Here is a 12,744-nt window from a genome sequence, read left to right on the forward strand (position 1 = left end):
GCCGGCGAACACCCCGGGCCGCCGCCGGGACCACCTGCTGACGTGCGTACCGGCGTACTGCGGATGCTTGCGCGGCTCGACGTACCTGGGTTGGTGCTGGACGCGAAGTACGACGTACTGGCGTGGAACCCGTTGGCCGCCGCGTTGATCACGGACTTCTCGACACTGCCTCTGAGCCGGCGGAACCTGCTGCGGCTGCGATTCCTCTCCGGTACTACGCAGGGGGAGATCTTCGGCGAGGAGGCTACCCAGGAGTTCGCGAGGGAGGCCGCGGCGGAACTGCGGGCGGCGACGGGCAAGTATCCCGAGGACCCCTCGATCGCGGCGCTGGTCGCGGAGTTGCTGACCGGGAGCGAGGAGTTCGCCCGGATCTGGGCGCTGCACGAGGTCGGTACCCAGCAGAGCATGTGCCAGACGGTGCATCACCCGGTCGTCGGCCGGATCGACCTGATCTGCGAGGTCCTGGTCATCCCCGAACGGGATCAGCGCGTGGTCCTCTACACCGCCGAACCAGGCTCGCCGTCCGACGACGCCCTCCGCCTCCTCGAGGTCGTCGGCACACAGTCCCTCACTGGGTCCTAGGGACGGAGAGCGCCTTCTTGAGGGTCGTAGCAGACGAGGCCCTGTTCGACGGCCAGGCGGGCCGCGTAGGCGGCGACCTCGTCAACCCGCTCGGAGTCGATCGCGAACGGGAACACATCGCCGACCGCGTCCGCGATCAACGGCGACACCACCCACGGGCTGTCGTCCGACTCGTCCAGGTCCGGCCAGCGCCGCAACAGAGCTTTGCTGTAGGCGACCAGCCGAGGGCTGGGCGGGCTGTTGTCTCCGCCGCTCTCGAGCAGCTCCATCAGCTCCTCGTACCGCTCATCCGCCGCGGCCCCATCAGCGGGCCGAGGCCCAACCCAAACCACCAAGTCATAGCTCACCCACCGGATACTGCCACCCCACCGGTCTAGCCCCTAACCACCCACCCGCCCGCGTGCCGTCACGGCGGAGTCAGGCTCGGCGTTGGGTGGCCCAGTCGCGGATCAGTTCGATGCGTTCGCGGAGTTCGGTGGAGGAGGCGTGGGCGGCGGCCGGACCGCCCAGTTTGCGGCGGAGGTCGTTGTGGATCACGCCGTGCGGTTGACCGGTCCGGTGGTGCCAGGCGGCGACCAGCCCGTTCAGCTCGCGCCGGAGCAGCGAGACCTGCTCGTGGGTGGCGAGCTCGGTCGGCGTCGGATCCTCGCGATCATCGGACGTCCGCTTCGACTTCTTCTGCGCCGCCAGCGACTTCGCCTGGCGCTTGCGGAGCAGTTCGCGGACCTGGTCCGGTTCGAGCAGTCCCGGCAGACCGAGGAAGTCCAGCTCCTCGTCCGAGCCGAGATCGCCGCCGGTGCCGTAGTCGCCGCCGTCGAACACCACCCGGTCGAAGCTGGCATCCGACCCGAGCGCCTCGAACTTCGCGTCCAGATCGTCGCTGGCCGCCTCGGTCTTGTTCGCCTGGGCGAGCAGGTCGTCCTCGAGCCCGAAGATGTCACCGTCGTCGTTCGAGTTCTTCCGGCCGAGCACATGATCACGCTCGACCTCCATCTCGGCGGCGAAACTCAGCAACCGCGTCACCGACGGCACGAACACCGACGCCGTCTCACCCCGCTTCCGCGCCCGGACGAACCGCCCGACCGCCTGCGCGAAGAACAGCGGGGTCGAGGTCGGCGTGGCATAGACCCCGACCGCGAGCCGCGGCACGTCGACACCCTCGCTGACCATCCGGACCGCGACCATCCACCGCTGCTCGCCCTCGGAGAACGCGGAGATCTTCTTGCTTGCCGCCTTCTCGTCGGACAGCACCACGGTCGGCGCCTCACCCGTGAGCTCGCGGAGCACCTTCGCGTACGCCCGAGCCGTGTTCTGGTCGCCCGAGATGACGAGACCACCGGCGTCCGGCATGTGCCGGCGTACCTCGGTCAACCGCTTGTCGGCGGCGGCCAGTACGGCCGGCATCCACTCGCCTGTCGGATCGAGCGCAGTACGGAGTGCTTGGGCGGTCAGGTCCTTGGTCAACGGCTCGCCGAGCCGGGCAGCGACCTCGTCACCGGCCTTGGTCCGCCAGCGCATCTCACCCGAGTAGGACATGAAAATGACCGGCCGTACGACGTGGTCGCGCAGCGCGTGACCGTAGCCGTACGTGTAGTTCGCCTTGCTCCTGGCAGCCCCGTCGTGACCGTGCTCGTAGGTGACGAACGGGATCGGGTTGTCGTCACTGCGGAACGGTGTCCCGGTCAGCGCCAGGCGGCGCGTGGCCGGCTCGAAGGCCTCCCGGACACCCTCGCCCCAGCTGAGCGCGTCACCGCCGTGGTGCACCTCGTCCAGGATCACCAGCGTGCGGAACTTCTCCGTCCGGACCCGGAAGGCGAGCGGGTTGACCGCTACCCCGGCGTACGTGACGGCGACGCCCTGGAAGTCCTTGTTCGTCCGGCCCTTGCGGCCCGCGAAGGCAGGGTCGATCGCGATCCCGGCCTTGTCGGCCGCGTCGGCCCACTGGACCTTGAGGTGCTCGGTCGGCGTCACCACCGTGATCCGCTCGATCAACCGGCGCTGCAGCAGTTCGGCCGCGACGGTCAGCGCGAACGTCGTCTTCCCCGCGCCCGGTGTCGCGACCGCCAGGAAGTCCTTCGGCTGCTGGTCCAGATAAAGCTTGAGTGCCTCCGCCTGCCAAGCCCGCAGCTTGCTCGCAGTACCCCAAGCAGCGCGGTCCGGGTAGGCCGGAGGGAGCACGGCTGGCGGTGCTGGCACGTGCGAATCCACGGACGGCATACTCCCCCGATAGTCGACTGTCGGCCGTGCAGGAACGTTACCCGAGAACCCCTACAAGATCAGATCGGCGGGCACCACCGTCACGTCGTACGGCGTGTGCATACGCGCCACCTCGTCACCAGTGACCTTCGCGACCTGCGCATATGCCCCGTCACGCATCTCCCACGCGATCAGACTCGGCGTGTCGGGGTCGACCACCCAGTAAGACCCACACCCCGCCGCCTCAAGCCGCGACCACTTCAGCATCAGGTCGACCCGCTTGGTGCTGGGCGACAACACCTCCACCGCGAGCAACGGTGGACCCGGGAGATCGCGCTCGGTGAAGTCGTCGCGATGAGCGACCAGGAGGTCGGGCTGGATCACGGTGTCGGGTGCCAGCACGACATCGAGCGGTGCGAACAGCACGTCGAGCTCGGGCGGGCAGGCAGCAAAAAGCAGCCGGTACAGAGCTGCCACAGCTCGCTGGTGAAGAGGTGAGGGTGCCGGCGACATGATCAGCAGGCCGTCGATGAGCTCGTACCGGTGCCCGTCATCGGGGATCCGATCGAGATCGTCCCTGGTCAGCGGCCGGTTGGGGGGCCAGGGCACGGAATAGTCGTCTTGCACGGGGTCCACGAGAACCATGGTGCCTCCTTCAGTAGTCCATGCCTACAAGGTGCAGTCGTCTGCCCCGGGGTGCCCCGGTTGTCCACAGGGGTCTTTCTGGCGGGTGGTTGTGGAGAAAGTACGGGAGTTGGTGGGCGTGTCGTCCTACACTCGGGGGCATGAGTACTCAGCTGAGCCCCGGCGCGGAGACGGTGATCGACGAGCGCACCAAGCCGTCGCTGGACGAGGGTGATCACGAGCGGTTCTCGCACTACGTGCCGAAGGACAAGTTGACCGAGGCGATGGTGATGGGCACGCCGGTCGTCGCGCTGTGCGGCAAGGTCTGGGTGCCGAGCCGCGACCCGCAGAAGTTCCCGGTCTGCCCGGAGTGCAAAGAGATCTGGGACTCGCTCAACCCAGGCGACGACGGCAACGACGACGAGTAGGCCGAACCAGCCTGCCCGCCGACCCGGCGCTCAGTTCTGGCCCGGGTCGTCCGGGTAGGTGGCGAGGTAGGCCATTTGGTCGTGTTGGCGGCGGAGGACGCGGCGCCAGAGGCCGTCGGGGTCGAGGCTGAAGACGTCGTCGGGTTCGGACGGGACGACGTACCACGCGCCCTCGGCGATCTCGCCTTCGAGCTGGCCGCTGCTCCAGCCGGCGTACCCGGCGAAGATGCGCATCCGCTGGATCGCGCCCTCGAGCAGCACCGGCGGCACGTCCAGATCGATCAGCCCGATCCGGCCGAAGCACTCGCGCCAGCCCGGCGGGTCGGCGGACTCGATCACCTCCGCGACGGCGAGCGCGCTGTCGGTGCCGACCGGGCCACCCATGAAGAGCACACCCGGCTCGTTCACGGTCGCGGACCAGTCGGGCAGCACGCGGTCGACCTCCAGGTCGGCGGCGCGATTCACCACCACCCCGAGTGCGCCGTCCTCGTCGTGATCCAGCAGCAGGATCACCGAGCGGCGGAAGGGCGGCTCGTCGAGCAACGGGGTCGCCACCAGCAGCGAACCGGTCAGGGTCGAGGCCGTCATGTGCCCATCATGTCGTGCCCGGCAACTTTTGTACTGCGGTTGGCCCGAAACCCGAGCCAAGCCCCCAACCCGAGCCCGACCAGGTCCGCCAGCGTGTCGAAGGGATCACCACTTCGCTGGGTCAGGAGGAAGTGCTGCGCGAGCTCACTGACCACCGCGTTCGCGGCCAGAACAGGCAGCAACCACCGCGCCGGCACTCCGACTCGGAGCCCCAGGAAAGCCACCGAGCCGAACAGCAGCACGTGAGCCACCTTGTCGGCGTACGGAATGCCCGTGTCGGGCCCGGTCTGTCGCGGCGAGTAGAGCCCGTACAGGTGAATCAGGCACGCCAGCACAAAGCCGACCCGCCACAACCACACCCGCCGCGACGCCGGCACTAGCTCGCCGCGCACTACAGCGCGGGCGAGTCGTCCGGGAAGTGCTCCGCTGCTGGCGCCTTGCCGCCCGCAGCATCCCGTACTGCGTGCGCAACCATCGTGTGGACCTCCGGGTGGAACACACTCGGCACGATGTAGTCAGCGTTCAACTCGTCGTCCGTGACCACCCCGGCCAGCGCCTTCGCGGCGGCCAGCTCCATCTCGATCGACACCTTCGACGACTGCGCGTCCAGCAGCCCGCGGAACACCCCGGGGAAGACCAGCACGTTGTTGATCTGGTTCGGGAAGTCGCTCCGACCGGTCGCGACCACAGCGGCGTGCTCGTGAGCCGCTGCCGGGTCGACCTCCGGATCCGGGTTCGCCAGCGCGAACACGATCGCACCGTCGTTCATGGTGGCGATGTCCTCGCCCTGCAGGATGTTCGGCGCGGAAACCCCGATGAAAACGTCGGCCCCGGCCAGCGCACCCTTCAGGTCTCCGCTGTACTTCGCGGCGTTGGTGTTCTCCGCGATCCACCGCAGCTCAGGTGAAAGGCCTTCACGGTCGAGGTGGATGACGCCCGCGATGTCGGCGACGATCGTGTCCTTCACGCCGGCCGCGATCAGCAGCTTGAGGATCGCCGTGCCGGCCGCACCAGCGCCCGACAGCACCACCCGTACGGCGCTGATGTCCTTCTCGACCACCCGCAGAGCGTTGTAGAGAGCGGCCACCACGACGATCGCAGTACCGTGCTGGTCGTCGTGGAAGACCGGGATGTCGAGTTCCTCGCGCAGCCGGGCCTCGATCTCGAAGCAGCGCGGCGCGGAGATGTCCTCCAGGTTGATACCGGCGAACCCGGGCGCGATCGCCTTGACCACGGCGATGATCTCCTCGGTGTCCTGGGTGTCCAGACAGAGCGGCCAGGCGTCGATCCCGGCGAACCGCTTGAACAGTGCGGCCTTGCCCTCCATCACCGGCAGCGCGGCCTTCGGGCCGATGTTGCCGAGTCCGAGCACCGCCGAACCGTCGGTCACCACGGCGACGCTGTTGCGCTTGATGGTCAGCCGGCGAGCGTCGTCGGGGTTGGCCGCGATCGCCAGGCAGACCCGCGCGACACCGGGCGTGTAGATCATCGACAGATCGTCGCGGTTGCGGATCGGGTGCTTGGCCTCCATCGAGATCTTGCCGCCGAGGTGCATCAGGAAGGTCCGGTCGGAGACCCGGGCGATCTCCACCCCCGGGACCGCGCGCATCGCCTCGACGAGCCGGCCCGCGTGCTCGGTGTCGGCGGCGGCACAGGTCACGTCGATCCGCAGCCGCTCGTGCCCGGAGGCGGTCACGTCGAGGGCGGTGACGAGGCCACCGGCCTGCTCGACCGCGGTCGTCAGTTTGCTCACCGTGGATCCGCCGGCGGGTACCTCGAGGCGGACGGTGATGGAGTAGGAAACGCTCGGCAAGGCAGTCACGCTCGCGATCTTCTCATGTCGTTCCAACCTGCCGGAGGTTCCGTACGTTGCGTCCACCGGCCGTTGCTGGGTAATCCTTTACTCGGCGGCTAGAGTTCGCGTGTCCGAAGGGAGCAGAAACGTGGCGACGATCAGTGATGTCGCGGCTCGGGCCGGGGTCTCAACCGCGACTGTCTCGCGGGCGCTGAACGGCAAGTCCACGGTCGACCGCGACCTGGCTGCCCGGGTCCGCGCGGCCGCCGACGAGCTCGGGTACCAGCCCAACGGGCCGGCCCGGAACCTGCGCCGTCAGGAGGCCGCGGTCGTCGCGCTGATCATCTCGGATGTGGAGAACCCGTTCTTCACCGCGATCGCGCGCGGGGTGGAGGACGTCGCCCACGAGGTCGGCTACTCGGTCGTGCTCTGCAACTCCGACGAGAACGCGGAGAAAGAGAATCGCTACATCGACGTGGCCATCCAGGAACGCGTGGCCGGTGTCATCCTCTCCCCCAGTGGCCCGGCGACCAGCGTCGGCAAACTGGCGGCCCGCGGCACAGCCTTCGTCGCGGTCGACAGGCCGTTGCCCGAACACGACAGCGATGTCGTCCTGGTAGACACCCGACTCGCAGCCCGGCAGGCCACGGAGCATCTGATTGCCCAGGGCTACCACCGGATCGGCTGCATCACGGGACCGGTCGGAGTCCGTACTGCGGATGACAGGTTGGCGGGTTATCGCGATGCGCTCAAGTTCGCGAAGCGCCGTAGTAGTACCAGGCTGGTACGACGAACGGAGTACAAGGCGGCTGGTGCGCATCGGGCGGCGCAGGAACTGCTGAACCAGGAGGAGCCGCCCGACGCGTTGCTCGTCGCGAACAGCGCGATGGCGGTCGGTGTGCTGCAGGCCTTGCGGGAACGCGGGACGAGGGCGGGCAAGGATGTGGGGATCGTTGCCTTCGACGACGCGCCTTGGGCGGAACTGGTGGATCCACCGTTGTCGGTGGTGGCGCAACCGGCGTACGAGCTCGGCGCGGTAGCGGCGCGGTTGCTGCTGGCAAGGATCGCCGACAACACCCGCGCCGCCACAACCACCACCCTCGGCGCCCGCCTGATCGAACGCGGCTCCTCCCACCGCGGCTGAAAACCCTTCCGCCAAAGCGCTTGCGTCCGAAGAACTGGCGGGACGTCCCTCCAGTTCTTCGGACGTAAGCAAGCAAGGAGGTCAGCCGGTGGGGTTTTCCTGGGTGTAGATCTGGGCTGCGTTGGACTTGTCGATCAGGCGGGTCGGGAGCGTCTGGGCGCGGTCGATGGTGCTGCAGTCGACCAGGAGCTTCTTGGCCGCGGCGATCGCTTCCTTGCCGTTGGTCGGGTAGGTGAAGGTCGCCGTCAGCCGGCCCTGCTCGACCGCCTTGATGCCACCGGACGGGATCGGCAGCGCGTCGATGCCGATGAACTTCATCTCCTTCTCCCGGCCGACCGCCTTCGCCGCCAGGTACGCGCCCTCGGCCATCGGGTCGTTGTGGGCGTAGACCACATCGATCTTCGGGTTCGCCTTCAGCAGCGCGTCCATCTGCGCCTGCCCCTTCTCCCGCAGCCAGTCGCCGCTCGCGGTCGCGATCACCTTGATCTTCGGGTTCGCGGCGATACCGGCCGCGAAGCCCTGGTTGCGCTCGGCCTGCGGAGTGGCGCCGGCCAGGCCCTTGAGCTCGACGACGTTGCCGCCGCTCGGCAGTACCTTCTCGGCGACGTACTTGCCGGCCTCGGTCCCGATCTGCACGTTGTCACCACCGATGAAGCCGGTGTAGGCGTCACCCTCGACCTTGCGGTCCAGCACGATCACCGGGATGCCCTTGTCGAAGGCCTTCTTCACCACCGCGGTCAGCGGCTTGGCCTCGTTCGGGCTGATGATCAGCAGGTCGATCTGCTGGGTGATGTAGTTGTCCACGTCAGCGACCTGCTTGGCGTTGTCCTGCGCCGCATCGGCGAACTTCACCTCGAACTGCGGCACCTCCTTCGCCGCCGCCGCGATGTCGTCGTCCATCCGCTGCCGGTACGGCTCGGCCTTGTTGGCCTGGCTCATCCCGATCACATACTTGCCGTCGGCCCCCTTACATTCCTTGGAGCTCTGCGCGGACGGCTGGTCGGAGGTTCTCTCGTTGGTGGTGCCACAGCCGGCGACCAGCAAAGCGGCTGCGGCCGCGGCGGCCAGAGGCAGTTGAAGGCGTCGCATAACTAACCCTTTCCTCACGAAGCGGGCCTGAGGCGTTGCAGCGCGGCCGCGGCAACGATCACGAGTCCCTTGATCAGGAGCTGGATGTTGGAGTCGATGTTGTTCAGGGCAAGGATGTTGTTCAGTACTCCGAGCAGCAGCGCACCGGCCACCGTGCCCGCGACGGATCCCCGCCCACCGGCCAGGCTGGTCCCACCGATCACCACCGCGGCGATCGCATCGAGTTCGTAGCCGATGCCGTCGTTCGGGCTGCCCTGGTTCAGCTGGACCGCGTGCACGATGCCGGCCAATGCCGCGAGCAGTCCGCAGATCGCGAACACCGCGATCTTGACCCGGATCACCGGCACCCCGGACAAACGAGCCGCCTTCTCGTTGCCGCCCAAGGCGTACAGGTGGCGGGAGAAGGCACTGACGCGGAGGAAGATCACGGCCGCGATCGCGACGACCGCGAAGATCAGGACGGGGATCGGGACCAGGCCGCCGAAGGTGCGTTCGCCCAGGAGCGCGAAGGAGTCCGGTGCCTCGTTCGGGCCGTCGCCGTACGCGATCGCGACGCCCTGGCCGTCCGACCAGATCCGGGCCAGACCGCGGGCTATCTGCAGCCCCGCCAGCGTCACGATGAACGACTGGATGCCGATCATCGCCGTCGCCATGCCCTGCAGCGCGCCGAAGAACAGGCCGATCAGGAGCACGACCAGGATCGACGGGATCAGGCCCCAGTCGCTCTCCACCATCAGTACGGCGGATCCGACGGCCGCCAGTCCGAGCATCGCGCCGACGGACAGGTCGATCCCGCCGATCAGGATCACGAACGTCATCCCGACCGCGATGATCCCGATCTCGGACACCGCCCGGACCACATTGGCGAGGTTGTCCGCGCTCAGGAAGAGAATCTCCCCATCCCGCCGCGGCGAAAAGATGATCGCCGCCACAAACACCGCCAACAACCCGAACACACTCTGAAACCGAAACAACGTCGCAACCACACCACCCGACTTCTCAGTGGGCGTGGTTGGTGCTGTCGCGGCCTTGTCCTGTACGTCGGTCACTGAAGTCCTCCGGCCTCTTCGAACACAGCGCGTTCTCCCATGGCGGCGGCTAGGAGGTCGCCTTCGCCTGAGTCGGCGGTACGGAAGGACGCCACGTCGCGTCCGTCCCGTAGTACCACCACCCGGTCGCACACGCCGATCAGCTCTGGCAGTTCGGACGACGCCAGCAGTACTCCGAGTCCCTGCCCGGCAAGCTCCCCCAACAGCCGGTAGATCTCCGCCTTCGCGCCGATGTCGACGCCCCGGGTCGGCTCGTCCAACAGGAGCAACCGCGGCTCGGTCAGCAGCATCCGCCCGAACACGACCTTCTGCTGGTTCCCGCCCGACAACGTCCCGACCTCGTCCTGCAACCGACCGAACTTCAGCCGCAGCCGATCCGCCATCCGGATCGACGCCGCCCGTTCCAGCCGCCGCGCGATCACCCCGAGCCGCCCGTACGACGGAACGCTGGAGATCACCGTGTTCGCGAGGATGGAGTGGAACAACACCAGGCCCGAGATCCGCCGGTCCTCCGGAACGAACCCGATCCCGTGACTCAGCGCGTGGCGTGGACCGCGCGGCTGGATCTCCTTGCCCTGCAGGAGAATCCGCCCGGATCGCGGTCCGCCCGGCGCCACGCCGTACAGGGTCTCGAGTAGTTCGGTGCGGCCCGCGCCGAGCAGACCGGCGAGGCCGACGATCTCGCCGGAGCGGACCGTCAGGGAGATGCCGTCGGGGTCGCGCCGGCCGGGGCGGGGGCGGCGCGGCCGGAGGGCGAGGTCCTCGACCCGGAGCAACTCGTCACCGGTCGCGGCGTCCGGCGTGGTGAACATCGTCTGGACCGGGCGGCCGACCATCGCCTCGACCACCTCGGCCGTGCTGAGTTTGCGTGGATCGAAGCTCGCCACCTTCTGGCCGTTGCGGAGGACTGTCGCGCGGTCCGCGACCTGGGCGATCTCCTCCATCCGGTGCGAGATGTAGACGATGCCGACGCCGGCGCGGCGGAGTTCGCGGATCACCACGAAGAGGCGTTCGACCTCCGACGTGGTCAGGGCGGAGGTCGGCTCGTCCATGATCAGCACCCGGGCGTCGAGTGAGATCGCCTTCGCGATGGTGACGAGTTGCTGCTCGCCGACGCGGAGTTCGCCGACCGGGCGGCGTGGGTCGAGGTTGACGCCGCTGCGCTCGAGCAGGGCCCGGGCTTCGCGATCCATCCGCCGGCGGTCGACGGTTCGCCAGCCGGTGCGGAGTTCGCGGCCGAGAAAGATGTTGTCGGCCACCGACAGGCCGGGGACGAGGTCGAGTTCCTGGTGGATCATCGCGATCCCGGCCGCCTGCGCGTCGGTGGGGCCGTTGAAGGTGACCGGCGAACCGTTGATCTCGATCTGCCCGTCGTAGTCGGTGACGTCGCCGGACAGGATCTTCATCAGCGTGCTCTTGCCGGCTCCGTTCTCGCCGAGCAACGCGTGCACCTCGCCAGCGCCCAGGGTGAAGTCGACCTCGCGGCAGGCCTGCACACCGCCGTACCGCTTGCCGATCTCCGACATCCGGACCAGGGCGGCGACCTCGGACATGGCACCTCCGCGATCGGGTGAGTAATCGATTTCCCGGACGCTAGACCCGTGCCCGCCGAGCGTCAACCCCTCGCCCCCACCCGCCCCCGGATCGAGACCAGTCAGGTGAGCCCGGCACCGCCGCGGACCCCCCCGACGTTAGGTGCCTTGACGCCCCGACGGCACCTTTTCGACCAGCACGCAAAGGTGCGGTTCGGGTTACTCGTCCAGCCAGGTGCGGACGGCCTCGTTGTGTTCGCCGAGGCGGGGTGGGGGAAGGTTCTCTTCGCGGGCGCCGGCGTAGGGCTGGTCGTCGAAGCGGAGGGGTGGGCCGGGCAGGTGGATCCGGCCGAGGGTCGGATGGTCCACCTCGATCAGGAGACCTTGTGAGCGGGTCTGTTCCCACTCGTACACCTGCTGGAAGTCCCGCACCTTCCCCGACGGAATCCCCGCCTCGGAGAGCCGACGCAACCACACATCAGCCGGCTCGTGCGCGAACGCCGCCTCGATCGCCGCGGTCAACTCATCCCGATGCGCCACCCGCTCGGCGTTGCCCGCGAACCGCTCGTCCGCCGCGTCCAGCCCCACGATCGGCGCGAACGTCCTCCACTGCCCCTCGCTCCCGACCGCCACCTGGATGATGTCGTCCTGCGTGTGATACATCCCGTACGGCGCGATCTGCGCATGGTGGTTCCCCACCCGCTCAGGCAGTTCCCCGGCGACGGTCCATTTCGTCCCGTGGAACGCATGCACACCCACAACCGAAGCCAGCAAGCTCGTCCGAACCACCCGCCCCTTGCCGGTGATAGACCGTTCATGCAGCGCCGCCAGCGCCCCGTACGCGCCATACATCCCCGCGAGCAGATCCGCGATCGGCACACCCGTCTTGGTCGGCTCGACGGCCCCCGTGATGCTCATCAAACCGCCCTCCCCCTGGGCGATCTGGTCGTACCCGGCCCGCCCACCCTCAGGCCCGTCATGCCCGAACCCGGTGATCGACAGAATCACCAACCCCGGATTGAGCTCATGCAGATGTTCGTTCGAGAAGCCGAGCCGATCCAGTACGCCAGGCCGGAAGTTCTCCATCAGCACATCGGCCTTGCGCACCAGCTTGGTGAGGAACTCCTTGCCTTCCGGCGACTTCAGATCCGCGGTGACGGACTCCTTGTTCCGGTTCGCCGACAGGAAGTACGTCGACTCGCGCGCACCCTCCGGGCCGGCGAACGGCGGTCCCCAGCCCCGGCTGTCGTCACCACCCGCGGGCGTCTCCACCTTGATCACCCGCGCGCCGAGGTCCCCCAACATCATCGCCGCCTGCGGCCCCGCCAAGGCTCGAGTGAGATCCACAACCACGATGTCTGACAGGAGATTCTGCACTCCGCCAGCCTAGGCGGCGACCTTTCGCGAGAGGGACGCGAGGCGGTGAGTTACGTCTCGGTGGCGTTCCTGCATGAGCATGTGGCCGGCGGTCGCTGAGCGGGTTCTACCTTCTTGCCGAACACCAGTTGCCGCACAGCAGGCCGCCGCAACCGCGCCGACGCCAACGCCGTCGCAGCCCCGTCCAGCCGCGCGGGCAATCTGAAAGGGCGGGAAGTGATCTGCCCCGACGAAGTACTGATCAACGCGGCAGCCGCAATCCGAGATCCGAACAGATCAGGCCGCCGCTCCGCCAGCGCCATCAACGTCATCCCACCCATCGAGTGCCCGGCATAAACGA

14 protein-coding genes are annotated in these 12,744 nt (G+C 68.0%); 3 read left to right on the forward strand and 11 right to left on the reverse strand.

What is annotated here, in order from left to right; translation table 11 throughout:
• Positions 1-582 (forward strand): MmyB family transcriptional regulator (locus tag VFG33_RS29545; protein ID WP_325056263.1); only part of this gene is annotated, 582 nt, incomplete at its 5' end.
• On the opposite strand, the gene VFG33_RS29550 is transcribed toward VFG33_RS29545, so the two are convergent.
• The 3 genes from VFG33_RS29550 to VFG33_RS29560 form a co-directional block, all read right to left on the reverse strand.
• Positions 579-929, reverse strand: coding sequence for a hypothetical protein (locus tag VFG33_RS29550; protein WP_325056264.1), 351 nt, complete (start codon positions 927-929; stop codon positions 579-581). The genes VFG33_RS29545 and VFG33_RS29550 overlap by 4 nt on opposite strands.
• A gap of 70 nt (positions 930-999) precedes the next feature.
• Positions 1,000-2,799, reverse strand: coding sequence for a DEAD/DEAH box helicase (locus VFG33_RS29555; RefSeq protein WP_325056265.1), 1,800 nt, complete (start codon positions 2,797-2,799; stop codon positions 1,000-1,002).
• Positions 2,800-2,850: 51 nt separating this feature from the next.
• Positions 2,851-3,423, reverse strand: a complete 573-nt coding sequence (locus tag VFG33_RS29560) for a Uma2 family endonuclease (protein WP_325056266.1) — start codon at positions 3,421-3,423, stop codon at positions 2,851-2,853.
• 140 nt (positions 3,424-3,563) lie between these two features.
• On the opposite strand from VFG33_RS29560, the gene VFG33_RS29565 reads away from it, so the two are divergent.
• A complete protein-coding gene (locus tag VFG33_RS29565; protein WP_325056267.1) occupies positions 3,564-3,830 on the forward strand; it encodes a DUF3039 domain-containing protein in 267 nt (88 codons plus the stop codon).
• A 30-nt stretch (positions 3,831-3,860) separates the two neighbouring features.
• Here the strand turns inward: VFG33_RS29565 and VFG33_RS29570 are convergent, their stop codons facing one another.
• From VFG33_RS29570 to VFG33_RS29580, 3 genes are read right to left on the reverse strand one after another with little or no spacing between them, the layout of a single operon-like run.
• On the reverse strand, positions 3,861-4,418 hold the full coding sequence (locus tag VFG33_RS29570) for a YqgE/AlgH family protein (protein WP_325056268.1): 558 nt from the start codon (positions 4,416-4,418) through the stop codon (positions 3,861-3,863).
• Positions 4,415-4,795, reverse strand: coding sequence for a VanZ family protein (locus VFG33_RS29575; protein ID WP_325056269.1), 381 nt, complete (start codon positions 4,793-4,795; stop codon positions 4,415-4,417). The genes VFG33_RS29570 and VFG33_RS29575 overlap by 4 nt, the downstream gene beginning before the upstream one ends.
• A 14-nt stretch (positions 4,796-4,809) precedes the next feature.
• Positions 4,810-6,240, reverse strand: a complete 1,431-nt coding sequence (locus tag VFG33_RS29580) for an NAD-dependent malic enzyme (protein WP_325056270.1) — start codon at positions 6,238-6,240, stop codon at positions 4,810-4,812.
• A 121-nt stretch (positions 6,241-6,361) separates the two neighbouring features.
• Between VFG33_RS29580 and VFG33_RS29585 the strand changes: the two genes are divergently transcribed.
• Positions 6,362-7,357, forward strand: coding sequence for a LacI family DNA-binding transcriptional regulator (locus VFG33_RS29585; protein ID WP_325056271.1), 996 nt, complete (start codon positions 6,362-6,364; stop codon positions 7,355-7,357).
• Positions 7,358-7,438: 81 nt separating this feature from the next.
• On the opposite strand, the gene VFG33_RS29590 is transcribed toward VFG33_RS29585, so the two are convergent.
• From VFG33_RS29590 to VFG33_RS29610, 5 genes are all read right to left on the reverse strand, one after another.
• Entirely contained in the window at positions 7,439-8,446 is a 1,008-nt protein-coding gene (locus VFG33_RS29590; protein ID WP_325056272.1) for a substrate-binding domain-containing protein, read from the reverse strand.
• Between the two features lie 14 nt (positions 8,447-8,460).
• Positions 8,461-9,495, reverse strand: a complete 1,035-nt coding sequence (locus tag VFG33_RS29595; protein WP_325056273.1) for an ABC transporter permease — start codon at positions 9,493-9,495, stop codon at positions 8,461-8,463.
• Entirely contained in the window at positions 9,492-11,048 is a 1,557-nt protein-coding gene (locus VFG33_RS29600; protein WP_325056274.1) for a sugar ABC transporter ATP-binding protein, read from the reverse strand. Before VFG33_RS29600 ends, VFG33_RS29595 begins: the two co-directional genes overlap by 4 nt.
• Positions 11,049-11,246: 198 nt before the next feature.
• Positions 11,247-12,404 carry a CaiB/BaiF CoA transferase family protein gene (locus VFG33_RS29605; protein WP_325056275.1) on the reverse strand — a complete coding sequence of 386 codons (1,158 nt, stop codon included), beginning with the start codon at positions 12,402-12,404 and terminating at the stop codon, positions 11,247-11,249.
• Positions 12,405-12,454: 50 nt separating this feature from the next.
• The coding region (locus tag VFG33_RS29610; protein WP_414672993.1) for an alpha/beta fold hydrolase at positions 12,455-12,744 on the reverse strand (290 nt) is incomplete at its 5' end.

Source organism: Kribbella sp. (assembly GCF_035687465.1).
In the GTDB taxonomy this organism is placed as follows: Bacteria; Actinomycetota; Actinomycetes; order Propionibacteriales; family Kribbellaceae; genus Kribbella.